The sequence below is a fragment of the Flavobacterium sp. genome (assembly GCF_050696275.1).
In the GTDB taxonomy this organism is placed as follows: domain Bacteria; phylum Bacteroidota; class Bacteroidia; order Flavobacteriales; family Flavobacteriaceae; genus Flavobacterium.
Map to the genome: position 1 here is coordinate 168,501 of NZ_JBOGUT010000003.1, position 25,373 is coordinate 193,873.

Consider the following 25,373-nt stretch of genomic DNA (forward strand, 5'->3'; position numbering starts at 1 on the left):
TAACTAAAAAGTAATATCGTGATTAAGTACAGAAACTAAAAGTGCTGTTGATCCATGGGGTTGAAGTTTTGTTTTACCTTGTTTACATACCGTTTGCAAGCCAGTTACCGAATTAATAGCATAACTGGAAAATGAAATGTCATTGACTGTGTCAACTCCTTCAATATTTTTTATAAAGGTGTTTACTTTGGCATCAATTAGCGGTTTACCGATTTCTATTTGAGGCGCATAAGATGTTATCCATGGCGATAAATATTGTTTTAGTGCATTATTGACGTTGTTGTGAATCAGCGTTTGCTGGTAGCCGCTTTTTACTTTTATTTTGGCACTAACAGAAACATATTCCAAGTTAAAATTGGAAACATTTATTTTAGCAAAAGGAGATGTATTCGTTTTTAAAAATTTTTGTATTTCGTTTTCGAGAGAATTTGTTACTAAAGGAACGTAAGTATTTGGGTCACTTTCATCTGCTATTTTTTTTACTACGTAGACATTACAGCTATTGTCTGATTTCTTATTTACAACTTTTGAAAAATAGATATCATCGAATGTTTCAGCTATCAAAGTATAATAATCAGTAGGAGTAACGGCCCTGTTTTTAGTTTTAATACTATTGCTGACTCTCTTGTTTTTAGTTGCTTTATTTTCTGCAGCTTTACCTCCAAAAGAAGCAAATGGCTGCAATAATGCCGCTATTTGCGGAATGGCTATCTGCGGTTTGGTTATAGTGTTACTATTTATTTGCGGAGTTTGTGTATCAGATAAAAAAGAAGTTCCGGTTCGTTGTGCAATAAATCCGTTTGTTTGTAAAAAAGTGGTTTTAGAATACGTATCAAGATCGCCGGAAACAACAATTGAAAGCCAATTATTTGTTCCGGGCATATAATTTTCATTGTTATTACAATCAGCAGGAATCGGCAGTTCTATAATTCCTGAAGATTTAAATTGATTCGTTCCATCTGACAATGCTTTTATTTCGTTCCAACCTGAGTCGCTCAAATAAAAATAGTTAACACTGTCACCGGGAGTAATTGTTGCTGAATTTCGGGCTAATTCAAAATATAAATTTAAGGTGCTGTTGCAAATTAATTGATCGAGTTCTACAAATAAAGCCCCTGTATAATCAAAAGACGGATAAAGCGGTAAACCTTCTTTTATGTCTGTTTGAATCAAACCAACAATAGATGTGTTTATTAATGCTGCATTCGTTTTATCATCAGTATTGTCAAATATCTGATAATTCATAAAAGGAGTATATATAAAATAGTGCAGTGGATAATCCCCAATTGAACCATCGAGTTTATAGGTTACACTTGCATTATAATCTGCAGAAAATGTTTTTATTTTTGGTGCAAAAGGGACATTAGCCGATACTACAAATTTGTCAACAGCACTGCCTTTTGATTTATTTAAAAGATTACCATTTTGCAGAGCAATATTCGCTACAACATTAGCATATATCTCTGAACCAAAACCATATTCATTTCCGGATAAAATCATTTTTATGAATCCAGAAGAACTGGCATCAGTAAATTTGAAAGGCTGGTTCTGAATGTTCGGATCCAGTTGTAGTGTTTTAGTTGTTTTTTCTTCCGCATCTGAAGTCACAATATCATTATACTCGTAATAACTACTGCAAGTGCTATTGAAAGGCACATTAGGATCTCCTGGTGCAGGATCAAACAAATAAAGAGGAGTTACGACATCTTGCGCCGGAATGAAAACAGGCTCAACTTCCGGGTTTTTTATTTTGGTCATTGTTATACCATTCCATGTTTTTTCCTGTAGTATTTTAAAATTAACTGTAAAAGCAGGATTATTAAAAGGTCCCGTAGGCGGTGGTATTTCCTGTGTTTTGTTTAACAATCTTGCTAAGCTAAGTTTAGGTTTTGACTGAGATGGTTCCGATGCATCCGGATGAGCTAAATAATTATTGTACGCTCCATAATACGTCTGCAAATCTGATGGAATCTTATCCCAGTTAATATTTATGTCAAATCTGTCAAGAGGCTTACTGAATATTTCATTGTTTCCAATTATAAAACTGGAATTTAACAATGGAATTGGGCCAAAAGGAGGAAAGGGATTTTTAGTGTTTAATTCTCCTAAATCATTATACAACTGAAAAGTTGTAACTCCGGTTACTTTTAGAGCAATTGCTATAGAAAGTATTTTTGGAGGTGAAGCCGGATTAGAAACAGATTTGAATAGTATTTTTAGCATTGGCCATTCTGTTTTTAACCCGTCGGGATTGATAAGAAAAGGCTCAATTGCCGGATCTGTTGGTTTTAGGTCAATTTCCAGTTTAATACTACTAGCTGGCAGAGGATTGTTTAACAGGAATGCTGATGTATCTAATTCAATTTGCAGCCAATCTTTTTGCGTACTTAAAAAATAAGTGGCTCCTTGCAATAGTGCTACATCAATTACAGCATTAAATTCAAGGGTTAAAGTGATATTTCTTTGTCCTTCTCTTAGTAATAACATTGGGGAAGCAAAAGCAATTCCTGTATATAAAGGGGTTGCTGTTGGATTTATTTCTCCAAAAGTCGGCCAACTGATTATTTTACCATTATCATCTTTTTGAATGCTTACCGGATTACTAATTGACTGTAAATTATAAGATAAAGCGTTTGGTTGTTTTTGATAGCAAAGCGTGTGTACGCTGGCTATGTTTCCCGGATTTAGATTTACATCTTTTTGGGAAGTAAATAAAATTGGGCTCTTTTGTGCATCAACTCCAGCGTTAAATAAAGTACCGTTGGGTAAATTAAATGCCGAATTATTTTTTGCAAGAGTGGCACATAAAAAGACATTATCTGCAACTGCAGGTAATTTCGTTTGTTTTAAAATGGCTGTATAATAAAAATCAAGATGTTTTTGCGAAATTCCGTTTAATTGATCCTGTTGTACTTTTAAAACATTTACAAATGAACGTAAAAGTGTAGTATCCGGGAATTTACTTTTTTTAAGACTTAATTTTTTAAATTCAGCGGAAGAATGATGAATTATAGTCTCTAAAAAATGAAACAATCGGTCTCCAATTTTCGTTAAAATATCTAGAGAAGAAGAGGCTATTTTCTCTAAAACACTTTGAATATTTTGCTCTGTACTAAACCCAAATATTTCCCAAAAAGGCCTTTTATCTTTATTTATATTCCAAATGGTAGTATCAAAAAAAGCAAAATCATTGTAAGGAGCATTTGTCATAAATGTTCCTTTTGATGACGAAGTATATAAATAACGTCTGAAGGCTTGAATCGCCCAAAAATCAATACTTAATTTTGTTTTTACTTCGTGTAAAATATAATTTTTGAGGTCGTATATTTCGCTGCTGATTTGCATGTAATGTGTCCAGCGCTCAATGATTTTGTAAATAGAAGTAAGGTGGTCAAATAATTTATCAAGTGCATTAGAAGTCAAATTTCCTTCGCTTCCATTTAGCAATAATTTCTGAATCTCGACACAACTGTTTTTATAAGTTGAATGCAGGATTTTATAATTTGTTTTGGATATGGATGCCATCAAAAAAACAGGATCTTTTAATAAAAACGGATTCCAGTTGCCTTCGATAGTATTGGTATTATTGTAAAAATTAATCAGTTTGCTAAATTCAGTAAGAAAGTACAACCATTCCTGTTCCGTTCTTCCGTCTATTAAACAGGGATTAGGAACGAGTGATTCGTTAAGTGAATTTATAGCGCTATTTTGATCAATTACAATCATTATCTTTGAGATAAATTTGTTCCTTCTTTCAAATGAAAAGGGAATACATAATTATGTCTTGTATTTGTTTGTGAATAGATATAAATAATTTCTATTTCTATTACTCCATTTGTAACATCCGTAGAAGCAACCCGAACTTCCTGAACCAATATTCTGGGCTCATAGCGTAATAAGGAAAACTTGATAGTTTCTATAATTTCGCCTTTTAAATTAGTATCAATTTTTCTAAATATAAATTGTTGTAAACCGGAACCGAAATTAGCTTCCAGAGTACGTTCTCCTTTACGGGTATTCAGAATAATATTTATAGATTCATTGATATTTGTCTCATTTGAAGATATATTTAGCTGATAATTACCCACAGAAAAAGAGACGGGAAATGCCCATCCTGAACCTAAAAAGGTGTTTTCTGTTTTATCTTCCATATTATCCACCAATCATCACATTAAATGCTCCAAGGGCAATAGTTCCTCCGTGAGCGGTTTTATCTCCAATTCTGGCAGCGGGTAATCCGCCTATCTTTACCGTTGCCGATCCTTTTATTATCGAATCTGGCGGTCCTACACAAACCAGCATATCGCCAACTCTGGCTGCCGGTAAGCCTACAATTAAAACGGTTGGTTCTCCGGGACCAACAATTGGTCCGCCTACATGAGGAATGGGTGGAACCCCGGGAGTCACCATTGGGCATTGGTGAAAGTCTGTTAGTCTTGCTGCTGGTGGCATATTTTATATATTTAATTAATCATTACCATTGCGCCTTTCAGCGTTAATTGCATTCCTCCGGTTACTTCCGCCATTTGTCCTCCTTTAGCGGAATATTCCATATCTGCCGTATCTTTAATATTCAATCCTTTTGTTGTAACATCACCAGCGCTTGACTGAATTGTGACACCTTGTGTGCCTTTAATATTCACATTTTCCTGAGCCGAAATAGTAATACTTTTTTGGCTTGACATATCAATTCCGCTGCTTGACATTACAACACTATTTTGATTTTCGTCTTGAATCGTTATTTTTTTGTCTTTGTCGCTTATAATTATTGTGTTTTTATTAGGTGTAGCAACGATCCAGATTTTATTTTCATCATCAAACTGCACTGAAATTCCGGATTTGGAAACAATAGCCTTTGTTGAATTTTTCTCATTGGGAGATAAACCTGTAAATGGTTTTATTTTGGTACCGCTGTACAAACTTCCCAATATCACCGGATAGCGTGGGTCTTCATTTAAAAAACCAAGAATAACTTCATCTCCAACTTCGGGTAAAAAAAAGGCTCCGGCACCACTGGTAGAATAAAAATTGGAAAGTCTTGCCCAAATTCCAGCTCCATTTGCATCAAACAAAGGAACATTTACAAGAATTCTGAATTGGGCATCGGGATCTTCATACATTTGTTTCACAGTCCCGTTAAATAAACCTCTGGCTCCAGGGATAAGCCCAGAAGCTGGTGGCGACATTACATCAGGTTCTTCGGTAAACCAAAGCGGCGAAATTCCCAGATGAACTTCAGAAACCCAGTTTCCTTGAGAGAGGTCATGAATAACGCCAGCAATAAGATAGTCACCGTTAAAGCGATCTCCAAGACCATCAAAAGTCATGTATTTTCCCGGATCAATTAAATTTGTACCTTGAAATTTTGCTTCGCCAGTTATTTTAGAATATTCACTTTTAATGATTTGGGCTTTTGACCAATTGTTTAAATCGGCTGTTTCTAAAGGTGCCGATGTTTGCAGTTGAAAGGCAGAAAGACCAATAACTTCAGATAGTTTTTTTGAAGATAAATTTCCAGACCCTGTTATGTTTGGTGTTGCTTCACTGTTTATGACTGCCTGATTTTTATAGTCCCAAGTATTGGAAGTTACATTACCTAATTGATTAGTAGCATTCAGCTTGGCATTAAATTCAAGTAAACTATCTCCATAAGTCACAGTAAGTACTGATGTTGTATTACTGTCAGGAGGATTTACAGAAACTTTGCCGTTTATTGTGGTTACAATTAGTCCGTTTGTTTCAGCTAGGGCTAAAATATAATCCCAATCAGTTACGTAATATTGAACTTGTTCAGGCCATGTTGTTGTGGTAGCTTTAACATCTGCGGTTAATCCCGAATAAGTTCCTATAATTGATGAAATAATATCGCTGTCTTTTTTATTAGAATACGTAAGGCTTTTTCGGCCCACAATCATTTTCACTGCTGTATCACGGCACTCAATTTCCAAAGCAGATCCAACCAAACTGTCAACACGGATTGACTGGGTCATGATTAAACCAGTAAAAACGACTTGGTTTTTAGCATCATAACCGGCTTCAATACTAATTGCTGCACCTGGAACAAAAGTAGCCGATGAACTAGCTTCAAACGTACCAGTATTGGCTTCTCCATCCAAAATCACAATTTTAGCAAGGGAGATTCGGTTTACTTTTTTTTCAATATGAACAGAAAGCACACTCAATTCATCAGGTATAGTACTACCGTTAATTTTAATTGAGAATGTTGCAATTCCTCCGCTTTTTATTTCGCTTGATGCACTCATTGACTTGACGGATTTATAGGAGGAAATATTAATTTATTAACCCCATTTAGGTTCCTGAATTTATTTAGATTGTTGTATGTGGCAACTTGTATATAGAGCGAGTCATCATCCCAGGTTTGTAAACACAATTGAGGTAAAGACATTCCTTCAGATACATTGACGATGTGCGTTAAGTCAGGGGACTGTGGTGCATCTGTCATTGTTACTGTTTTGGGAGATATATATTGACTGAATGACAAAGATAGTTTTGCTCTCAAAGGGCTTCCATCGGGTTTAAACAGTGTATACGAAACATCAATAGAATCAAGAACTCCATTAAAAGTAATATTCTGACCCCATTGCACTTTTACAAAATTCGGACGATGAATTTTACCGTTGTATGTATAAATAATTGTTTCCAGAGCTGTTATTTCTTTAGCCATATCAACACGTTTCGCATCTACAACACCAGTACAGTCTATAACCATCTCAAAACTTAGTTTATTACTGGGAGTGCTTTTATATTTTTGTGAAGCAGAGCTTGTTGCGGGTGCCTGCTGGTCATTATATTCAATGCTTTTCTGTATCTTAATCGATTCAGGGTTAATCATGAAAGCATAAGGATTTCCGGAGAATTTATTTTGAAATTCTTCGTCGGTATATCCTGTTATTTTCATTAATTCTAAACTCGCCATTGATTTGTTTTTTTAGCGTTTATAGCTATTTGTTTGGTTTTTTTCAGCGATTAATCGTTTGCATTCTTCAAGTAATTGTTTCTTTAAGAGGGATAATTCTTTCTCTTTAGCCAAAGATGAATTCTTCGTATTTGTGCTTACGATTTCTGTTTTGATAATGAGTTCCCTTATTTCGATTGGCATAATTATTTAGCAAAAAGTTTATCAAAAGTTGTTTTAGAAGAAATATCAAAATAACTGTATGCAAGTTCAATAGTTTCTATAGCGATTCCACTTTCCTGAGAGTTTAAGTCAGAAACTGCGTATTTGATCGGATAAGCATTATTAAAAGTCCATTGCATACATACAATACCACTTGCATTAAGCAAACTCAATATCACGTTATGAGGCTGAATCGGATTCGATAATCCCTGATCAATGCAGTTCGCACACCAATTCAGCAATTGAGATCCAACAGGAACAATGGCTCTTTTAAGAACTAAGTTCTGACTATTAGAAACAGTTGGGAGGCGGTATTTAAAACGATTTTCGCCTCCACAAACAATTTCTTCTATACTTAACTCTTTAGAAATACCTGATACTTCCTTGAAAGCCGCATCTACACCGGAAAATGAAAGTGTAAAATAAAAGCTAACCGGATAATCATCACTTGCCACCGTTTTTGATGATTAGTTGCTCATGTGCAATTTCTATAGTGTCTACTGCAACTTCATTTCCATCAGATTTCAAATCAGTACTGGTAATTTTAGTTGGCCAGGCATTATTAAGAGTCCATTGCATGGTTACATCTCCTTTTTCGTCTAATAATTTTATCAGAACTGTTCTTCTTTTAATCGTATTCATAACGACTTGCTGATGCCAGTCCCAAAAAGTATTGTCATTAACGAAGATGCCTCGTTTCATAGTAATATTTCCATATTTGGTAATTCCCGGCATTTTCTCTACAGAAAAGAGCGGACTGTTACTTTTACGATATTCTATGATTTGATTTTCTACATCCATTCCTGTAACTTCCTGAAAAGCTACTTTTGTTAGTTCAGTTCCTAGGTCTACTTCAAACCTAAACTTAGGCATCGGCCACGTTGCGCCTTGTACGCTTCCATCATCTGTTGGCATAATATTTTATTTTTAAATTAAAAATTCACTTAAATTGAGTTGATTATTGATTAACTGGAGACTGCCATTTGCTGTTGGAATGTAAGAACGATGAATTCCGCCGGACGAATAGGAGCTACTTTTACAGTAACCCTCATATAACCGTTCAGAAGATCATCTCCGCTCATTGTCACACCCAATCCGCAGGCTACAGAAAAAGCATCAGATGCACTAGCACCTTGTAAACCGCCTTGCTTCCATATTGAAGTTAAGAAACTTGTAATCATAGCTATTACGGCTTCCCAGGTATTTTTGTCATTTGGTTGGAAAACATAATGATGAGCTGCCAGTTTACAAGATTGTTCAAGAAAAATCATTGTTCTTCTTACCGGGATATATCTCCAGTCCTGACTGTTTCCGTCCAGAGTCCTTGCTCCCCAGATTAAAATACCAAGTCCGTTAAATAATCGAATAGCATTTATAGATTTACCGGAAACGGCATCTACATTTAAGTTCCCCTGTTGGCTTTCTGAAATGTAAATTGGTAGCGAAGATGCCCCAATAATAGATGTATTTGCAGGTGCCTGCCAAGGCCCAGTTTGATTGTCAGTTGTCGTAATAACTCCAGCCATAGCTCCACTAGGAGGAAGAATGTTGGCATCACTTAATATATGTTTTATAATTAAGGCATACATTGGACTTGCAATCAACAGTGCATTGTTGTTTTGAGTAACTGTTAAGCTGCTATCAGGATTTTGAATACCGGCAATAATTGTAGCAACACTTGCATTAGGGGCGCTTGGCGGATTAATAATTGGCTCCAATTGTTTTATATCTCCACCAAATAAATTTGTATAGTCGATATCTTGATTTTGCATGACGGTTGTTCCGATAAAAGGATAATACGCCATTCCATAATTCAATCCAAGAGAACCTGTGTTCATTCGGAAATTTGTAATATCCTGTGTGTATAAAATCGGATCCGGATCATCTCCTCCGATAATATCAAACAAACACATTGCCGTTTGCATATTTACGCACTGCAGAAGCATTTCCTGCATAAGAGTACCATTGTTTTCTACACTTAGCAATGTGGCTTCAGGACAGATGTACATGGTTGGTTCCTGCTCGTTTAACAATAAAGCAAGACCTGCGGTTAAGTCATTTAATTGTACGTTCGGATTTACAAGCGGAGTGCCCGGAATCATTGGTTTTTTAGATGACGGACCATACGTACCAACAGATACGATATAAGCATCACCACCACCATTTTCATAAAAAAGTTTTACACTATTGTACAAATAATAGATAGTACTAGGATCCGGAACTAGAGAATAGTAGGATCCGGCGATTAACATATAATCTCCTTTTACAGGTTGACTTTTTTGCTGTACCAAGTAGTATTCAGGACTATATTGTTTAGCAGGACTCGCAGGAAGCGGAGGATCCGGTAAACAAAAAAAGGCTTGAAAGTCAGCAAACGAAGTGATTCTGACCGGTACATTCGTGTACGATTTTCCTTCGTAAGAGGCCTGAGGTGTGTACCCAATAAATGCTGGTACAGCCGTAGCAACTGCTACAACTGAATTTGGAAAAGCATTTAATTCTTGAATGTAAACACCAGGGGTTTGGATGGTAGATAAATTCATTGATTTTAGTTTTTAATGTTCATTTTTATTGTTTTTATATATAGACATACATGGGAGATGCAATCTGATTATGATCGCTATTCTCTATTATTCCTATCCGGGTAACATCTGGGACAGGCAATCCTTTAATTATTATTTTGCCATTTGTATTCTTTTGACCGGATTCATTTTCTGCATTTTTATTAAGTAAGTCAAATTTATATTTAGGTTTTTCGCTAAGCGGAATATTGACATCATTTGATGTAAAAAGAAGCGCCTTTTCTCCTGTTTGAAGCAGTACTTGTTTTGGTCCGTCAAACTGTGTTTTTCCTTTTTCGGCAATCACAGGATTGTTTAAAGGAACTGCATTTTTATTGATTACATAGTATTGCCACTGTGTTGCTCTGGCTTTGAAATTTACTTCAAAATGAAGCGGATTGTTATTTTGACTCTTTTTGATATCTTCAAAATAAACTTTTAGACTGCCAAAAAAGAAGGCTGATTCTTTTGGATCTAAAGTTTCGTTAAGCTGTATGATGCCATTATTGTTTTGGTTCTTATCCTGACTTGTGAACGTAATTTGTCCGGGAAAGTTGATTGGTAATGCTGTAAAAAGAGTAAAATATGGATTGCTTGACTTGATATTGAATTCAAAATAATCCATTGAAGTTGTTTTCGTTATGTAATCTAATGTGCCGGCAATTGATGAGGTTGTGTTTAAAAAAAGTTCAAATCCATTTGAAATTTTACTCATTCTGAAACCAAATTTTTTGAATACTCTTTCAGTATTACTATCGGGAATAAAGTGCAGGCAATTGCATTTGTTGTTATCAAAAAAAGTATGATAAACCATAACATCAAATGCCTTTATGAAATTACCCTGATTCATGATAGTATATTACTGTTTGTATTTGTTACAGCAGGTATAATTCCTATCGTTTCATTGGCCTGAACTTTTATCAATTTCATTTTATAAATTATAGAAGGCTGGTATTTTGCTCCCATTGCTGTCCATAAACTGTGCATTTGATGATAAGAGATTTTTTCATATTCAAATTCCAGTCTTGTAAGGCCTTCAGGTATATTTGAGGAGGAAGAAGCGTCTAAATAATTATTAATTTGGAAAAAATAAATAATGGCATCCAGAAATTTTAAGGACTCGGTATAATCATCAAAATTGCTGCTGATTAAGATATCCAGATTGTATTTTTCGACGGGATTAAAACTGGAGTAATTTCCGTTTTCGAGTTTTCTGTTTTTAATATAAAAAGGCTGATTGGTTTCTTTTTCTACATTAATCAATGATAAAACTACTTTGTTCTGATTTGTTTTCGGAAATGCACCGTTTGTATCAATTAGATAATTCAGAACAATTTTTTCATCATCCAATCCGAAACTGTTTTTTAAAAACTGTCCAAGCAATTTATTCGTAAATTGAAGAGATTGATTTATCATGGTTAATTAATTCTAAAGTTTGTCTGAATTATTCAAAAAACGGGTTATCAGATTATACTTGTAAAAATACTTTAGAAATTTGCCTGAATAAGATTTTAAGAATGTACTTTTCATATACATCAGATGCTATATTATTTGCATTTTATAGACAAAATGTAGACAAACCCTTTTTTTGAATAAAAAGCAATAATTTTATTCGTATATATTATGGTTTTTAGATTTTTTTTTAGAAAGTACTTTAAGATTAATTAGCGCTATAATCCATTAAAATAAATTTGTTATAAATAAAAAACCCGATTATACGAAGTATACCGGATTATAAATTTGGAGCATTAATTAGGTTAGGATACTGTTCTTAAATACGAAATGATGTCTTGCTCTTTTTCAAGTGTTAATTTCTTTTTTAAACGGTATTTGTGAGTTCGGACACTTTCCTGATTTATACCAAGAAGATTCGTGATATCATTATTGCTCATATTCATTTTGATATAGCAACAATATTTTAAGTCTTTGGAACTTAAAGAAGGGTGTTTTTTAGCAAGAGCCAACAAAAAATCCGGATTGGATTGTTCAAAATAAATTTTAAAATCTTCCCAGAGTTTAGTGTCATTTGCAACTGTTTTTATGGAATTTACAATCGACATTAATTCTTTTCGGATGGTATCATCTACGCTCGGATAAAGGTAAGAGATGCGTGTTTTTACTTTTTGCAATACTTCAACTTTCTGATCAAGTTCCATTACATAATGGCTTAGTTCTCTATTGTTATTGAAAATGTTTCTTTGTAATGCCGCTTCTGCAAAACTTACAGCGGTTTTGTCTTTTGTTTCTGTTTTTTTTAAAAGAAAAATAGATTTAATCCTATAAATCAAAAAATCAGCATTATTAATATGTTTATATGGATGGGTAAAAACAATAGAGTTTTTTGACCAGCATTTTGATTCGCATTCATGATTTTGAGTTAAGCATAGAATGGGAATATCTATTTTATTTAGACTAAAATTTGTGTCATTTATGACAGGTTGATTTCTTTTAAAACATAAAATCATTAGATCAGGACTTAATGATTTTGCAGTACTGTATAAATCGACAGCTCTTGAAACAGAAACGGTTGAAAAGGTAAAATCAGATATTACAGATAAGATATTTAATACTTGAGTTAAAACTATAGTATCATCACATCCAATCAATATTGATTTTTTTTCACTCATTTTAAATGATATTGTTTATAAATGCTATGATAGTATTAAAAGGTTAGCGTTAATAATTGTAGTAGTAAACTTACATATTTTAAAATGAATTTTATAATTAAAATGTCATAAAGATGGTATTTTATGTAGTAATTGTCATTTTCATTATGAATTGTAATTGTGTTCTATAATGTTATCTTTTGTTTACTATTTTGAAAATTTAAGAGAATTAATATTCTGATTATCAGTGCTGTTTAATTTTTTATAAAATAGTAATCGATTAAATGTTTATGTCGGAATAATCTTGCCAAGTTACATAAACGGTTTCGAAAAAAAACCACGTACATATACCTGTTTTTGCTCCAAACTATCCAAAGGATAAATCAGATTTGATGGTCTTTCCTGCATAAATTGTTTTAACAAATTATACATAAAAACCTTACAAATTTTTTTTGCAATACCAATACCTTTAGTATGAGTAAAAAAATTACAATAATAATTCCTCCATATTTTTTACTTCTGATAATAAGCTTAGCTGCTTCTCTTTATATATTTTCTCACTTTAATTGAAGCATAAAACAGGAAATTTTTAAAATTAATTAAACTGTAACTAATTAAAATAACACATATGAAGACAAAAAAATTACTCCTCATTGCAGCTTATTTGAGTTGTACTCAGATAAATGCTCAGGAAACCATAACAACTTCAGGAGGAAATGCCTCAGGAAGCAATGGAAGTACAAATTATTCAGTAGGACAGGTAGTTTACGCTACCGATTACGGAACAACGGGATCGTTACTGCACGGCGTAGAGCAGCCTTTTGAAATTCAGATAGTATTAGGAGTTGATAACTTTAATATCAGCCTTGAATTATCGGTTTATCCCAATCCAACTACCAATTTACTCTATTTAGAAATAAAAAATTCTGATTTTGAAGCGATGCGATATCAATTATTTGATCTCAATGGGAAATTGCTCGAAAATAACAGAATAACAAAAGCATCTACTACCATTCAAATGGAGAAATACCCAATGAATCTTTACATATTAAAAGTATTCGATAACCATAAAGAAGTTAAAACATTTAAAATTATCAGATCATGAGAAAAATATACTATTTAACGTTTTTATTATTTGTTTCCATTACGGGATTTGCCCAAGGTCAAAATTCCATGAGTTACCAAGCGGTAATCAGAAATGCTGCCAGCAACTTAATAGTAAGCCAACCCGTTGGTATGAAAATTAGTATTTTGCAAGGTACAGCAGCAGGTCCGGCTATTTATGCCGAAACACAAACACCTACTTCAAATGTAAATGGACTAATTACGCTGGCTATTGGTAGCGGAAGTCCTGTTACAGGTTCTTATAACACAATAGACTGGGGAAATGGCCCTTATTTTATTAAAACAGAAACAGATCCTACAGGGGGAACAAATTATACAATTGTAGGTGTAAGCCAATTATTAAGTGTTCCTTATGCACTTTATGCAGTTAATTCAGGCAGTTCTGTTGCCGGTCCCCAAGGTCCCCAAGGCCCAGCAGGACTAAATGGTATCGATGGTCTCAACGGATTAGATGGAGCTACAGGTCCGATGGGTCCACAAGGTCCGGCAGGATTAAATGGTATTGATGGTTTGAACGGTTTAGACGGAGCAACAGGTCCTATGGGTCCTCAAGGTCCAGCAGGATTGAACGGTATCGATGGTACTAACGGATTGAATGGAATAGATGGAGCTAACGGCTTAGACGGTGCCACAGGCCCTATGGGTCCACAAGGTCCAGCTGGATTGAACGGTTTAGATGGAGCAACAGGTCCTATGGGTCCGCAAGGGCCACAAGGTATTGAAGGTTCTCAAGGTCCGGAAGGAAATGATGGTACTAACGGTTTAGACGGCGCTACAGGTCCAATGGGTCCTCAAGGTCCAGCAGGATTGAACGGTATCGATGGTCTTAACGGATTAGACGGTGCTACAGGTCCAATGGGTCCTCAAGGTCCAGCCGGATTGAATGGTATCGATGGAATCAACGGTTTAGACGGCGCTACAGGCCCAATGGGTCCTCAAGGTCCAGCTGGATTGAACGGTATAGATGGATTGAATGGTTTAGACGGAGCTACAGGTCCTATGGGTCCACAAGGGCCACAAGGTATTGAAGGTTCTCAAGGTCCAGAAGGAAATGATGGTACTAACGGTTTAGACGGCGCTACAGGTCCTATGGGTCCACAAGGTCCAGCAGGATTAAACGGTATCGATGGTCTTAACGGATTAGACGGTGCTACAGGTCCAATGGGTCCACAAGGTCCAGCAGGATTGAACGGTATAGATGGATTGAATGGTTTAGACGGAGCTACAGGTCCTATGGGTCCTCAAGGTCCAGCAGGATTAAACGGTATTGATGGAATCAACGGTTTAGACGGAGCTACAGGTCCTATGGGTCCACAAGGTCCAGCAGGACTAAACGGTATCGATGGAATCAACGGCTTAGATGGAGCAACAGGTCCTATGGGTCCACAAGGTCCAGCAGGATTAAATGGTATCGATGGAATCAACGGTTTAGACGGCGCAACAGGTCCAATGGGTCCACAAGGTCCAGCAGGATTGAACGGTATTGATGGAATCAACGGTTTAGACGGCGCAACAGGTCCGATGGGCCCACAAGGCCCGGCAGGATTAAACGGTATCGATGGTGCCAATGGTTTAGACGGAGCAACAGGTCCTATGGGTCCACAAGGTCCAGCCGGATTGAATGGTATCGATGGTGCCAATGGTTTAGACGGAGCAACAGGTCCTATGGGTCCACAAGGTCCAGCCGGATTGAATGGTATCGATGGAATCAACGGTTTAGACGGAGCAACAGGTCCTATGGGTCCTCAAGGTCCAGCAGGATTGAATGGTATCGATGGTGCCAATGGTTTAGACGGAGCAACAGGTCCTATGGGTCCACAAGGTCCAGCAGGATTAAACGGTATCGATGGTCTTAACGGATTAGACGGTGCTACAGGTCCAATGGGTCCTCAAGGTCCAGCCGGATTGAATGGTATCGATGGAATCAACGGTTTAGACGGAGCAACTGGTCCAATGGGTCCACAAGGTTCAGCAGGATTAAACGGTATCGATGGTTTGAACGGTTTAGACGGAGCAACTGGTCCTATGGGTCCACAAGGTCCAGCAGGATTAAACGGTATTGATGGAATCAACGGTTTAGACGGAGCAACAGGTCCAATGGGTCCCCAAGGTCCAGCAGGATTAAACGGTATTGATGGAATCAACGGTTTAGACGGCGCAACAGGTCCTATGGGTCCCCAAGGTCCAGCAGGATTGAACGGTATCGATGGTGCCAATGGTTTAGATGGAGCAACAGGTCCTATGGGTCCACAAGGGCCAGCAGGATTAAACGGTATTGATGGAATCAACGGTTTAGACGGCGCAACAGGTCCTATGGGTCCTCAAGGTCCAGCCGGATTGAACGGTATTGATGGAATCAACGGTTTAGATGGAGCAACAGGTCCAATGGGTCCTCAAGGTCCAGCAGGATTAAACGGTATCGATGGAATCAACGGTTTAGACGGCGCAACAGGTCCGATGGGCCCACAAGGCCCAGCAGGATTAAACGGTATCGATGGTGCCAATGGTTTAGACGGAGCAACAGGTCCAATGGGTCCTCAAGGCCCGGCCGGATTGAACGGTATCGATGGTGCCAATGGTTTAGATGGAGCAACAGGTCCTATGGGTCCTCAAGGTCCAGCCGGATTAAACGGTATTGATGGTGTCAACGGATTAGATGGTGCTACAGGTCCTATGGGTCCTCAAGGTCCAGCAGGATTAAACGGTATTGATGGAATCAACGGTTTAGACGGCGCAACAGGTCCTATGGGTCCTCAAGGTCCAGCCGGATTAAATGGTATCGATGGTGCCAATGGATTAGATGGAGCAACAGGTCCTATGGGTCCTCAAGGTCCAGCAGGATTGAACGGTATTGATGGAATCAACGGTTTAGACGGAGCAACAGGTCCTATGGGTCCTCAAGGTCCAGCAGGATTGAACGGTATCGATGGAATCAACGGTTTAGACGGCGCAACAGGTCCGATGGGCCCACAAGGCCCGGCAGGATTGAACGGTATCGATGGTGCCAATGGTTTAGATGGAGCAACAGGTCCTATGGGTCCACAAGGTCCAGCAGGATTAAATGGTATCGATGGAATCAACGGTTTAGACGGAGCAACTGGTCCTATGGGTCCTCAAGGTCCGGCAGGATTGAACGGTATCGATGGTGCCAATGGTTTAGACGGCGCTACAGGCCCAATGGGTCCACAAGGGCCAGCAGGATTGAACGGTATCGATGGTGCCAATGGTTTGGATGGAGCAACAGGTCCGATGGGCCCACAAGGTCCAACAGGAGCGACAGGTCCACAAGGTCCGGCAGGCCCATCAGCAGTAGCCGGTTATGTCTTAATTGGTGATGTTGCTTCTGGTATCAGTACTGCTGTGGGAGGACAAATAAGTTTCGCCAGTAAATCAAACAGTGGAAGCTCTTCAACTATCACAATTTATTTTGCAGATCAGGGCAGTACGAATTTTGTACCAATGATTAGCCTTATAAGCCTTGGTACTGCCGATGATGACAATGATGTTGAAACACCGGTAATCTTGAACGTAACTTCAAACTCTATCGAGGTCTTCTTGAACGAAACCAATGGTACAACACAAGATTTACGAATCAATGTTATGCTATTGCCTTTCTAATATAATAAGTAAAATTCTTTTAGAAAAGCTACAACTCTATAGGTTGTAGCTTTTGCTTTTAATTATAACTCAAAGTCTGGAGACTTGCGAAGCTGAGGGAAATCTGTGTTAAAAAAAACAAACAGAAAATTTTACCACAAAATGTGTGGTAAAATTTTTGTTTTAAAAAAAATACCACAACTTCTGTGGTAAAAAAATAGTATTGAAAAAAATACCACAAACGTGAATTTTTTTTCTGACGTATAAATAGAGGTATGAGCATAAAAAAGATGCTTCAGATACAATATAAAAACTGTTTTAAAGAAAAGTTCTAACGATAAATTAGGGCTTTTTTTATTTCTTTTATAATTTTTTCTAAATAGAAAATGTTAAATTGTTTTTAATCTGTGGCAAAAAAATAATTCCACAGATTTTACCACAACTTTTGTGGTAAAAAAATAATTTTAAAAAAATTAACACAAATGGAACAAAATAATATAACGGATCTCAATCGGAAAATGAAATCATACGGAAAGTGTTGTACTATAAGGGTTTTATTTTCCTATTCTTTCTCTTGGGTTTAAGTTGTTGACACATATTATTTCCCGATACAAAAATTAGCAAAAATATTACCCAATAACTCATCATTGGTAACCTGTCCGGTAATTTCACCAAAATAATACAAAGCCTGACGGATGTCTATTGCCATTAAATCTGAGGAAAGGTTACTTTGCAAGCCCCATTGTACTTTTTGGATTTCTTCCAAAGCTTTGATAAGGGAATCATAATGTCTTGTATTAGTGACGATTGTCTCGTTGTTTCGCAATGCTCCTGTATTGACAAATGAGAGCAGTTGGTTTTTAAGATCATCAACTCCCAGATTTTCTTTGGCAGACAATAATAGAATAGAAGCAATTTCACTCTTAATAATTTCCTTCTGATTTACATCTAATTTATCGGCTTTGTTACCAATAATAATTAGGGGTTTCAAAGGAAATTGATTTTTTATTTTCTCCAATTCGATATGAACCTTTTTTAGATTTTCATTGTCAACAGTCAATTGGGAACTATCCATTAAGTAAACAACCACTTGGGATTGCTCAATTTTTTCGAAGGTTTTCTTAATACCGATGCTTTCAACCACATCTTTGGTTTCACGAATACCGGCTGTGTCTATAAAACGGAAACCAATACCGCCAATAACCAATTCGTCTTCAATCGTATCACGGGTTGTACCGGCAATATCCGAAACAATAGCACGCTCTTCATTCAGCAATGCATTCAATAAGGTTGATTTCCCAACATTAGGTTCTCCTACAATGGCTACAGGAATACCGTTTTTAATGACATTTCCAACGGCAAAGGAATCTATAAGTCGTTTTAAAACAAATTCAATTCGGTTTAATAAATCATGAAATTGCGTCCGATCTGCAAATTCCACATCTTCTTCTGCAAAATCCAGTTCCAATTCAATTAAAGAAGCAAAGTTCAAGAGTTCTTCTCTCAATTTTGCGATCTCATTACTGAAACCACCTCGCATTTGCTGCATGGCAATCTGATGACTCGCTTCGTTATCGGAAGAAATCAAATCAGCTACAGCTTCGGCTTGAGATAAATCCATTTTTCCATTCAAAAAAGAACGTAGTGTAAATTCACCTGGTTGCGCCATCCGGCAGCCCTTACGAAGCAATAACTGAATAATTTGCTGCTGAATATAAGTAGAACCGTGGCACGAAATTTCGATAGTATTTTCGCCAGTATAGGAATTAGTTCCTTTAAAAATAGAAAGCAACACCTGGTCTAGGATTTTGGCCTCATCTACAATATGACCTAAATGCAGCGTGTGTGATTTTTGCTTGGTAATATCTTTTTGATGTATCGATTGAAATACACCGGAAGCCACATTGATAGCATCCTTTCCGGAAATTCTTATAATGGCAATCGCACCTGCGCCCGAAGGCGTAGCTAAGGCTACAATTGTATCGTGGTGATTCATGTAATAGGTTTCAAAGTTTCAGCGCTTCAAAGGTACAAAGAAAAATCAGTTACTGAAGGGCGCTTTGGTCTCCTCCAAGTTTAGCATAAAATTCTTTTTCGCATAGAGTTAACGTATTCTTTTTCAATGAGTTTTTACTGTAATCGTATGATTAATTAAAAGTTTCTTCTTTCAGGGATTTATTATGATTAGTTTTTTGAAAAAAAAGAATCTTCAAGCAAGACCACACTTATGTCATTAGCACTTACAGATTGACATAACAAAAAAAGATATTCGTTTTTTGCTTTTACCAGAATTATAGTAGTTGCTGAGAGAATGAAGGTTTTGGAATAAAGAATTTTATAGTTTTCGATTTGATTTTGAGCCATAAATAAAGCTGTTATTTCTTCTTCAGATTGAGATTTTGAAGTTGTCCAGTCCGGGAAGTTATGCGTGTCATAGTATTCGAAAATCTTCTGATGTCTTGAAACCAACAAATCAATATACTGAAGGTTTTTCTCATCATTCTGCAGATTTCCATCACTTTTTATAAGCGTCATTTTTTTTCCATCCTTATAAATACGAAACAAACCTAAATCTTCATTAGTTTCATTAACCTCATTAGTTATACTATTTCCTGTACAATATCCGCTACGGTTAATTTTTTCTAAGAATAAGCAGATATAATTCTCATCTATTATTTTGTATTTGCCAATAGATCTTGTAAAACAATCGTTTCCACAAGGAGCAGAGTAAGCACTTACAAATGTCCTATCAGGTTTTAAAGTAATGCTATTTCCATAATAGATACCTTGGTCTGCACTTGTATAATTGAGCTTGTACTCTTTTGTTTTCTTGTCAGTTATCAATAAATCGATTCCCCATTTTCCTTGTAAATCAGTTATTTTAGGATTGTGAGAAGTTAAGTTAAAGCCAGTATAATTTATTTGTTTTTGCCCAAAGCTGCTATTCGATAGAAATAAAAATAATATCAATACATTTTTCATAAACTTCATTTATTTATTAAGATGGGATAATTGTTAAAAAGGTTGGATTTGTATGTTTTCAGAATAGACGCGATGTATAATGTTAAAGATTGAGAATCGTTTTTGGCTTTAAATCAGATGATTCAGAATTAATGGAATGTTTTGCTTTAATTTAAAAACCCTCAAAAACACCCAATCCGAATAAGGCAAAGTCATATTTTGAAGGATCATTCGGGTCCAATAATCGTAAAGAAGCATCTAATTCTGCCAGTGCTTTAGCATCGTTTTGCTTTCGCGAAAGCAGCTTCAGTTTTCGGGCGACATTGCCTGAATGCACATCAAGAGGGCAGGATAGGGCAGAAGAGGGAATGCTTTTCCAAATGCCCAAATCAACCCCTTTGTTGTCTTGACGGCAGAACCAGCGAAGCATCATGTTGAGTCTTTTGGCAGCAGAATTATTTAGAGGATCGGAAATATGCTTTTCTGTCCGGGATAAATGTGAAATTTCAAAAAATACCTTCTTGAATTCTGAAATACTTTTTTGAGTGGAATTGTTTCCTGGATTAAGAGTAAAGACCGCTTCGAGTCCGTTATGGTTATGATAGATATTCTGCAGACTTTTTATAAACCCAATGAAATCTTGTCCGTTGAAAGTTCGATGTACGAAATTTCCCAGTGAATCCAACTGGTTTTGATTGTGCGACATGACAAAGTCATAAGGAGAATTACCCATCAAGGCCATCATTTTCTGAGCATTATTGATAATCATTTTCCGGTTGCCCCAAGCAATGGTAGCGGCAAGGAAACCAGCAATTTCGATGTCTTCTTTTAAAGTATATTGGTGGGGTATCTGAATAGGATCACTTTCGATAAAATCAGGATGGTTGTATAAATCCGTTTTTTCATCTAAAAATGATTTTAGATCCTGTAAATTCATATTTAAATTGAACCCTTAATGGTGTCGTAAGTGAAAATTTTAATGTTTTTGACTTCTCGTTTGATGGAACCGTTTTTCATAATAAGCTTTCGATCAGCCATATCGGCCAATTCATCATTATGGGTTACGATGACAAAAGTCTGTCCTAATTCGTCACGGAGTTTAAAAAACAGCTGGTGTAAGTTTTGCGCTGTATTGGAATCCAGATTTCCTGAAGGCTCATCAGCAAAGATAATCGCCGGTTTGTTTATCATAGCTCTGGCTACAGCAACACGTTGCTGTTCACCACCTGACAACTCATTAGGTCTGTGGTGGATGCGCTCTGCTAATCCTAAATAAGTCAGCAGTTTTTCGGCTTCGACTTCGGTTTCGTGTTTCGGTTTGTTGGCAATAAATGCCGGAAGGCAAACATTTTCGAGTGCGGTAAATTCAGGTAATAACTGGTGGAACTGGAAGATAAAGCCTAAATTCAAATTTCTGAATTTTGACAGCGCACTATCGTTCATTTTCAGAATGTCTTCACCGTTAATCTCTAAAACTGTTCCATTAACTTCAGAGGGCTTATCCAATGTGCCGAGTATTTGCAGAAGCGTTGTTTTTCCCGCTCCGGAAGCCCCAACAATAGAAACAATTTCTCCTTTTTGTATATGCAAATCAACTCCTTTTAAAACCTGAAGCTGGTCATAGTATTTTTGAATGTTGGTAGCCTTAATCATGAAATCAATTTTCACAAAGTAACGAAGAATTTTGTGTATAATAAAATCTAAATCAACACATAGTGGTATATAGTTATAAAATTTCGTTAATAAGGGATTTTTTGCTTTGCATTTCTTTAATTTTGATAAAAAGTGACAGATGAAAACAATTTTTATTTCGCTTATTGCATTTTTATTCTTTGGCTGTCAATCGGATAAACAAAAGAATGCAAATAAAATTAATCGTGAACGAATTACTATGAATTTAGAAAAAGGAAATGAAGTGGCTGTTTTTGCCGGTGGATGTTTTTGGTGTACTGAAGCAGTATTTCTGGAGCTTAATGGAGTTGAAAGTGTGAAACCCGGTTATATTGGCGGAACGACCGAAAATCCTTCTTATGATGAAGTCTGTTCTGGCTATTCCGGTCATGCCGAAGCTATTCAGATTGTTTTTGATCCCACTAAAATAACCTATGGCGAATTGCTGGAGGTATTTTTTGCAACACATGATCCGACAACCATAAATCGTCAGGGAGCCGATGTAGGGACCCAATACCGAAGCGAAGTATTTGCAACAAATGAGAAGCAGAAAGAATTAGCTCAGTCTTATATTCGGTTATTAAACGCTGAAAATACCTATGGAAAACTGGTTGTAACCAAAGTTTCTGACGCACCTACATTTTACATTGCAGAAGATTATCATCAGAACTATTACAGTCAGAATAAAGAAAAATCATATTGTTCCTTTGTTATAACGCCTAAAGTAGCTAAGGTAAGGGAAATGTTTAAAGACAAGCTTAAAAAATAGTTTGGCATTAGTTTTGTGTATGTGAATCCTGTAATTTTTAATTTGATAGCAATGGCACAAGAAATACAAATGGAAGCAAAACCCCAATCCGATTATAAAACAGCGAAACTTATTATTGGGATTTTTTTGGATCTGATAGGAATGGCCTCATATTTGGTTCCATGGATTGGAGAAATTACCGATATTATCTGGGCGCCCATAGGTGCTGTTGTACTTGGACTGATGTATAGAGGATCGGTTGGTAAAATTGGAGGTATCATACAATTTATGGAAGAAGCCGTTCCGGGAATAGATTTTATCCCAACCTTTACATTAGTGTGGTTTTATGAATATTATTTTTCAAAAAAAGAGACTAAATAAACTAAAATCTCCGCCTATACAGCGGAGATTTTTATTTTTCATCAGATTTAAATAAGAAACCAAGTCCCATACCGCGAAGCATTTTCTTTTCAAAATTCCAAAAGAAAGTGAATTGGCCTGAAAGAAAACCAAACCCAACCAATAAGACCTGATAGACAGGTAAAACGATTACTATCTTCAGAATTAAATAAAGAAAATAAGGCATACTGTCTTTGGTTATTCCTAAAAATTCAAGGATAGGCTTTGAAACCATAACACTGGTTGAACCCGTGATGGCAAAAACTATAAATATAACCGTAAGTTGAAAATTTGACGTTATTCCCCAACGCTCTTTGAGCTTTTTCATCAAAAATGAGTTTTAGCAAATATATAAATTTACCTTGGTGGAACAATGCCAAAAAGTCGCTGATTGTATTTGTTTTGAAAATAAACCATATAGTTGTAAATCAAATAATTTACTTCATAGCCATAATGGATGTTGTAGTCATAATTGATCTGCATTTCATATAAATTAGGATTGTAACGAGAAGGCTGCAAAGCCCTGTTATTCCATTCGGAAACGTACAATCTGTTTTTATCTTCCAGATACAATTCGGAATGATAACCTCTCGGATAAGAGCGGGAAGCCAGCCATGAACTGAATCCCGAATCTATAATGGTTACCTCGTATTCAAGTTCTTTATTTGCAATTGTGACTGTATTGCCTTTTATTGCAGTAGATGCATTGTCATTAGAACTTATATTTTGTGTTTTGCATGAAATAAGACTAATGACCGCTAAAAATAAAATAAGCCGTTTCATGATTTATAAATTTTAAAAAACCACGTTTTTAGGCGTGGTTTGTGTTATTATTTTTTTCCAAAAATGCTGCTTAGTAATCCTCCGAGACCTCCTTTTTTGGTTGCTGCCGTAACGGCGTCACCTAATCCTAATTGTCCGTCTCCGTCCTGATCTAAAACCGAAGTTAATATTGAGCCACCCATAGAAGGTGCCTGTTGATTTTGCTGGCTTTGACCACCTAATAATCCACCTAATATATCGGTTAATCCACCTCCGTCTGATGTGGAACCATCTTTGCTTAAGCCATTGTTCATGGCGCGTTTTGCCAAATATCCCATAAGGATTGGGGCAGCTATTTTCATAATCATGGCTACTTTATCGGAACTGACACCGGTATTCTGGCTGACTTCATTTTCAACATTTCCCTGATTGTTACCCAATACATGTCCCAAAATACTCCCGCCATCTGAATGATCTCCACCAGTAATAAATCCAGATAAATTATCAAGAATACTGCCATCATGCTTTCCGCCTAAAAGTGCGCCTAACAATCCGCTTTGGCCATCAGGTGTAGCAGCATTATTCTGCATAGCACCAACCAATGCCGGCAGAGCAGAAGATAACACAGAAGAAGTCTCTCCTTCACTGGTTCCAACCTGTTGTCCAACTCCTGAAATGATTTGTTTGCCTAAATCACTATCTAATAAATCCATTAATCCAGCCATTTTAATATCATTTAAATTAGTATGACATAAATGTAAGAAATATTTTTAAATTTCGTGTTTTAATAATGTTATAATTTGCTCAGCTAATTCACTACTTATGCGTTCCTGAGCTTCAACAGTTGCAGCGCCAATGTGCGGAGTCATAGATATTTGCGGATGCATTAAAATTTGTACGGCAGGTGTAGGTTCGTCTTCAAAAACATCTAAACCGGCAAAGAGCACTTTCTTATTATCCAGAGCTTCTACCAGTTCCACTTCGTTGATAATTCCACCACGTGAACAATTTATTATTCCTACACCATCCTTCATTATTTTAAATTCTTTGGCACCAATAATGTAGTCTTTCTGTGCTGGAACATGAAGCGTTACAAAGTCAGAATGTTTCAATAAATCTTCTATAGGTTCGGTAAAAATTTCCACATTGATGAATTGATCGTTGTAGAAATCTACTTTAATTTCGGCTTTTCCAACGTAATTATCGGAAGCGATTACTTTCATTCCTAAACCCAAAGCCATTTTAGCTACAGATTGCCCAATTCTTCCAAAACCGATAATTCCAATTGTTTTGCCACGCAACTCAATTCCGTTTGCGTACGCTTTTTTCAAATCATTAAAACGAGTGTCTCCTTCAAGAGGCATATTTCGATTAGAATCTTGTAAAAACCGAACGCCCGAAAACAAATGCGCAAAAACCAGCTCTGCTACTGAGTTTGATGAAGAGGCCGGAGTATTTATAACTTGTATGTCTTTGGAAATGGCATAATCAACATCAATATTATCCATGCCAACACCACCGCGACCTATGATTTTTAGAGATGGGCAAGCGTCGATAATGTCTTTTCTTACTTTGGTCGCACTTCGAACCAAAAGTACAGCTACCTGATGCGTATTGATATAATTAATTACCTGTTCCTGAGCTACTTTGGTAGTGATGACTTCAAATCCGGCTTTTTCAAGAAGTGTTACCCCGGTTTTTGAGATACCGTCATTCGCTAATATTTTCATTTGTATTGTTTAATCTGTTATTGTTTATTTTTTTATTTTGAAGCTGTTTCCTGCTTTCGCCTTTATCTCGTTCCG

At 36.4% G+C, this 25,373-nt stretch carries 24 protein-coding genes; 4 read left to right on the plus strand and 20 right to left on the minus strand.

Going from position 1 to position 25,373, the window contains the following annotated elements:
* Positions 1 to 3: 3 nt before the first annotated feature.
* The 12 genes from ACRDEC_RS03180 to ACRDEC_RS03235 form a co-directional block, all read right to left on the minus strand.
* Positions 4 to 3,726 carry a hypothetical protein gene (locus ACRDEC_RS03180; protein ID WP_431496882.1) on the minus strand — a complete coding sequence of 1,241 codons (3,723 nt, stop codon included), beginning with the start codon at positions 3,724 to 3,726 and terminating at the stop codon, positions 4 to 6.
* Positions 3,726 to 4,151 (minus strand): GPW/gp25 family protein, encoded by a 426-nt coding sequence (locus ACRDEC_RS03185; protein WP_431496883.1) that lies wholly within the window; start codon positions 4,149 to 4,151, stop codon positions 3,726 to 3,728. The genes ACRDEC_RS03180 and ACRDEC_RS03185 overlap by 1 nt, the downstream gene beginning before the upstream one ends.
* Position 4,152: 1 nt before the next feature.
* Complete coding sequence (locus ACRDEC_RS03190) at positions 4,153 to 4,452, minus strand: PAAR domain-containing protein (RefSeq protein ID WP_431496884.1); 300 nt, start codon at positions 4,450 to 4,452, stop codon at positions 4,153 to 4,155.
* 11 nt (positions 4,453 to 4,463) lie between these two features.
* Positions 4,464 to 6,263 (minus strand): type VI secretion system tip protein VgrG, encoded by a 1,800-nt coding sequence (vgrG, locus tag ACRDEC_RS03195; RefSeq protein ID WP_431496885.1) that lies wholly within the window; start codon positions 6,261 to 6,263, stop codon positions 4,464 to 4,466.
* Positions 6,260 to 6,937, minus strand: a complete 678-nt coding sequence (locus tag ACRDEC_RS03200) for a hypothetical protein (protein WP_431496886.1) — start codon at positions 6,935 to 6,937, stop codon at positions 6,260 to 6,262. Before ACRDEC_RS03200 ends, vgrG begins: the two co-directional genes overlap by 4 nt.
* A 12-nt stretch (positions 6,938 to 6,949) precedes the next feature.
* Positions 6,950 to 7,120: a DUF5908 family protein gene (locus tag ACRDEC_RS03205; protein WP_431496887.1), complete on the minus strand. Its 171-nt coding sequence runs from the start codon at positions 7,118 to 7,120 to the stop codon at positions 6,950 to 6,952.
* A gap of 2 nt (positions 7,121 to 7,122) precedes the next feature.
* Positions 7,123 to 7,593 carry a phage tail protein gene (locus tag ACRDEC_RS03210; RefSeq protein ID WP_431496888.1) on the minus strand — a complete coding sequence of 157 codons (471 nt, stop codon included), beginning with the start codon at positions 7,591 to 7,593 and terminating at the stop codon, positions 7,123 to 7,125.
* Positions 7,583 to 8,053, minus strand: a complete 471-nt coding sequence (locus ACRDEC_RS03215; RefSeq protein ID WP_431496889.1) for a phage tail protein — start codon at positions 8,051 to 8,053, stop codon at positions 7,583 to 7,585. The genes ACRDEC_RS03210 and ACRDEC_RS03215 overlap by 11 nt, the downstream gene beginning before the upstream one ends.
* 50 nt (positions 8,054 to 8,103) lie before the next feature.
* Positions 8,104 to 9,681, minus strand: coding sequence for a phage tail sheath family protein (locus tag ACRDEC_RS03220; protein WP_431496890.1), 1,578 nt, complete (start codon positions 9,679 to 9,681; stop codon positions 8,104 to 8,106).
* Positions 9,682 to 9,715: 34 nt separating this feature from the next.
* Positions 9,716 to 10,414: a hypothetical protein gene (locus ACRDEC_RS03225; RefSeq protein ID WP_431496891.1), complete on the minus strand. Its 699-nt coding sequence runs from the start codon at positions 10,412 to 10,414 to the stop codon at positions 9,716 to 9,718.
* A gap of 131 nt (positions 10,415 to 10,545) precedes the next feature.
* Positions 10,546 to 11,115: a Pvc16 family protein gene (locus ACRDEC_RS03230; protein ID WP_431496892.1), complete on the minus strand. Its 570-nt coding sequence runs from the start codon at positions 11,113 to 11,115 to the stop codon at positions 10,546 to 10,548.
* Between the two features lie 341 nt (positions 11,116 to 11,456).
* On the minus strand, positions 11,457 to 12,326 hold the full coding sequence (locus ACRDEC_RS03235; RefSeq protein ID WP_431496893.1) for a helix-turn-helix transcriptional regulator: 870 nt from the start codon (positions 12,324 to 12,326) through the stop codon (positions 11,457 to 11,459).
* A 607-nt stretch (positions 12,327 to 12,933) separates the two neighbouring features.
* On the opposite strand from ACRDEC_RS03235, the gene ACRDEC_RS03240 reads away from it, so the two are divergent.
* Together ACRDEC_RS03240 and ACRDEC_RS03245 are read left to right on the plus strand one after the other, a co-directional pair.
* On the plus strand, positions 12,934 to 13,410 hold the full coding sequence (locus tag ACRDEC_RS03240) for a T9SS type A sorting domain-containing protein (RefSeq protein ID WP_431496894.1): 477 nt from the start codon (positions 12,934 to 12,936) through the stop codon (positions 13,408 to 13,410).
* Positions 13,407 to 17,048: a collagen-like protein gene (locus tag ACRDEC_RS03245; protein ID WP_431496895.1), complete on the plus strand. Its 3,642-nt coding sequence runs from the start codon at positions 13,407 to 13,409 to the stop codon at positions 17,046 to 17,048. The genes ACRDEC_RS03240 and ACRDEC_RS03245 overlap by 4 nt, the downstream gene beginning before the upstream one ends.
* A gap of 577 nt (positions 17,049 to 17,625) precedes the next feature.
* Here the strand turns inward: ACRDEC_RS03245 and mnmE are convergent.
* The 4 genes from mnmE to ACRDEC_RS03265 all read right to left on the minus strand — a co-directional run bounded on the left by mnmE (position 17,626) and on the right by ACRDEC_RS03265 (position 21,641).
* A complete protein-coding gene (gene mnmE / locus ACRDEC_RS03250) occupies positions 17,626 to 19,023 on the minus strand; it encodes a tRNA uridine-5-carboxymethylaminomethyl(34) synthesis GTPase MnmE (protein ID WP_431496896.1) in 1,398 nt (465 codons plus the stop codon).
* Between the two features lie 188 nt (positions 19,024 to 19,211).
* A complete protein-coding gene (locus tag ACRDEC_RS03255; protein ID WP_431496897.1) occupies positions 19,212 to 20,009 on the minus strand; it encodes a hypothetical protein in 798 nt (265 codons plus the stop codon).
* Positions 20,010 to 20,160: 151 nt separating this feature from the next.
* Positions 20,161 to 20,925, minus strand: coding sequence for a TIGR02757 family protein (locus ACRDEC_RS03260; RefSeq protein WP_431496898.1), 765 nt, complete (start codon positions 20,923 to 20,925; stop codon positions 20,161 to 20,163).
* A gap of 2 nt (positions 20,926 to 20,927) precedes the next feature.
* Positions 20,928 to 21,641, minus strand: a complete 714-nt coding sequence (locus ACRDEC_RS03265; RefSeq protein WP_431496899.1) for an ABC transporter ATP-binding protein — start codon at positions 21,639 to 21,641, stop codon at positions 20,928 to 20,930.
* 139 nt (positions 21,642 to 21,780) lie between these two features.
* On the opposite strand from ACRDEC_RS03265, the gene msrA reads away from it, so the two are divergent.
* On the plus strand, positions 21,781 to 22,428 hold the full coding sequence (msrA, locus tag ACRDEC_RS03270) for a peptide-methionine (S)-S-oxide reductase MsrA (RefSeq protein WP_431496900.1): 648 nt from the start codon (positions 21,781 to 21,783) through the stop codon (positions 22,426 to 22,428).
* 51 nt (positions 22,429 to 22,479) lie between these two features.
* A complete protein-coding gene (locus ACRDEC_RS03275; RefSeq protein WP_431496901.1) occupies positions 22,480 to 22,788 on the plus strand; it encodes a hypothetical protein in 309 nt (102 codons plus the stop codon).
* A gap of 31 nt (positions 22,789 to 22,819) precedes the next feature.
* Here ACRDEC_RS03275 and ACRDEC_RS03280 read toward each other — a convergent pair whose 3' ends face one another.
* The 4 genes from ACRDEC_RS03280 to ACRDEC_RS03295 are packed head-to-tail and all read right to left on the minus strand — an operon-like array spanning position 22,820 to position 25,298.
* The gene (locus tag ACRDEC_RS03280; RefSeq protein ID WP_431496902.1) at positions 22,820 to 23,134 is read right to left on the minus strand and encodes a DUF6787 family protein; all 315 of its coding nucleotides are present in this window, start codon (positions 23,132 to 23,134) and stop codon (positions 22,820 to 22,822) included.
* 29 nt (positions 23,135 to 23,163) lie between these two features.
* The gene (locus tag ACRDEC_RS03285; protein WP_431496903.1) at positions 23,164 to 23,589 is read right to left on the minus strand and encodes a DUF6146 family protein; all 426 of its coding nucleotides are present in this window, start codon (positions 23,587 to 23,589) and stop codon (positions 23,164 to 23,166) included.
* 47 nt (positions 23,590 to 23,636) lie between these two features.
* Positions 23,637 to 24,293: a DUF937 domain-containing protein gene (locus ACRDEC_RS03290; protein WP_431496904.1), complete on the minus strand. Its 657-nt coding sequence runs from the start codon at positions 24,291 to 24,293 to the stop codon at positions 23,637 to 23,639.
* 45 nt (positions 24,294 to 24,338) lie between these two features.
* The gene (locus ACRDEC_RS03295) at positions 24,339 to 25,298 is read right to left on the minus strand and encodes a D-2-hydroxyacid dehydrogenase (protein WP_431496905.1); all 960 of its coding nucleotides are present in this window, start codon (positions 25,296 to 25,298) and stop codon (positions 24,339 to 24,341) included.
* Positions 25,299 to 25,373 lie beyond the last annotated feature (75 nt).

What these genes read in the sequence shown, in the direction of transcription:
- ACRDEC_RS03180 (WP_431496882.1), bottom strand. Translation starts at nt 3,726, where the DNA reads ATGATTGTAATTGATCAAAATAGCGCTATAAATTCACTTAACGAATCA.
- ACRDEC_RS03185 (WP_431496883.1), bottom strand. Translation starts at nt 4,151, where the DNA reads ATGGAAGATAAAACAGAAAACACCTTTTTAGGTTCAGGATGGGCATTT.
- ACRDEC_RS03190 (WP_431496884.1), bottom strand. Translation starts at nt 4,452, where the DNA reads ATGCCACCAGCAGCAAGACTAACAGACTTTCACCAATGCCCAATGGTG.
- vgrG (WP_431496885.1), bottom strand. Translation starts at nt 6,263, where the DNA reads ATGAGTGCATCAAGCGAAATAAAAAGCGGAGGAATTGCAACATTCTCA.
- ACRDEC_RS03200 (WP_431496886.1), bottom strand. Translation starts at nt 6,937, where the DNA reads ATGGCGAGTTTAGAATTAATGAAAATAACAGGATATACCGACGAAGAA.
- ACRDEC_RS03205 (WP_431496887.1), bottom strand. Translation starts at nt 7,120, where the DNA reads ATGCCAATCGAAATAAGGGAACTCATTATCAAAACAGAAATCGTAAGC.
- ACRDEC_RS03215 (WP_431496889.1), bottom strand. Translation starts at nt 8,053, where the DNA reads ATGCCAACAGATGATGGAAGCGTACAAGGCGCAACGTGGCCGATGCCT.
- ACRDEC_RS03220 (WP_431496890.1), bottom strand. Translation starts at nt 9,681, where the DNA reads ATGAATTTATCTACCATCCAAACCCCTGGTGTTTACATTCAAGAATTA.
- ACRDEC_RS03225 (WP_431496891.1), bottom strand. Translation starts at nt 10,414, where the DNA reads ATGAGTAAAATTTCAAATGGATTTGAACTTTTTTTAAACACAACCTCA.
- ACRDEC_RS03230 (WP_431496892.1), bottom strand. Translation starts at nt 11,115, where the DNA reads ATGATAAATCAATCTCTTCAATTTACGAATAAATTGCTTGGACAGTTT.
- ACRDEC_RS03235 (WP_431496893.1), bottom strand. Translation starts at nt 12,326, where the DNA reads ATGAGTGAAAAAAAATCAATATTGATTGGATGTGATGATACTATAGTT.
- ACRDEC_RS03240 (WP_431496894.1), top strand. Translation starts at nt 12,934, where the DNA reads ATGAAGACAAAAAAATTACTCCTCATTGCAGCTTATTTGAGTTGTACT.
- ACRDEC_RS03245 (WP_431496895.1), top strand. Translation starts at nt 13,407, where the DNA reads ATGAGAAAAATATACTATTTAACGTTTTTATTATTTGTTTCCATTACG.
- mnmE (WP_431496896.1), bottom strand. Translation starts at nt 19,023, where the DNA reads ATGAATCACCACGATACAATTGTAGCCTTAGCTACGCCTTCGGGCGCA.
- ACRDEC_RS03255 (WP_431496897.1), bottom strand. Translation starts at nt 20,009, where the DNA reads ATGAAAAATGTATTGATATTATTTTTATTTCTATCGAATAGCAGCTTT.
- ACRDEC_RS03260 (WP_431496898.1), bottom strand. Translation starts at nt 20,925, where the DNA reads ATGAATTTACAGGATCTAAAATCATTTTTAGATGAAAAAACGGATTTA.
- ACRDEC_RS03265 (WP_431496899.1), bottom strand. Translation starts at nt 21,641, where the DNA reads ATGATTAAGGCTACCAACATTCAAAAATACTATGACCAGCTTCAGGTT.
- msrA (WP_431496900.1), top strand. Translation starts at nt 21,781, where the DNA reads ATGAAAACAATTTTTATTTCGCTTATTGCATTTTTATTCTTTGGCTGT.
- ACRDEC_RS03275 (WP_431496901.1), top strand. Translation starts at nt 22,480, where the DNA reads ATGGCACAAGAAATACAAATGGAAGCAAAACCCCAATCCGATTATAAA.
- ACRDEC_RS03280 (WP_431496902.1), bottom strand. Translation starts at nt 23,134, where the DNA reads ATGAAAAAGCTCAAAGAGCGTTGGGGAATAACGTCAAATTTTCAACTT.
- ACRDEC_RS03285 (WP_431496903.1), bottom strand. Translation starts at nt 23,589, where the DNA reads ATGAAACGGCTTATTTTATTTTTAGCGGTCATTAGTCTTATTTCATGC.
- ACRDEC_RS03290 (WP_431496904.1), bottom strand. Translation starts at nt 24,293, where the DNA reads ATGGCTGGATTAATGGATTTATTAGATAGTGATTTAGGCAAACAAATC.
- ACRDEC_RS03295 (WP_431496905.1), bottom strand. Translation starts at nt 25,298, where the DNA reads ATGAAAATATTAGCGAATGACGGTATCTCAAAAACCGGGGTAACACTT.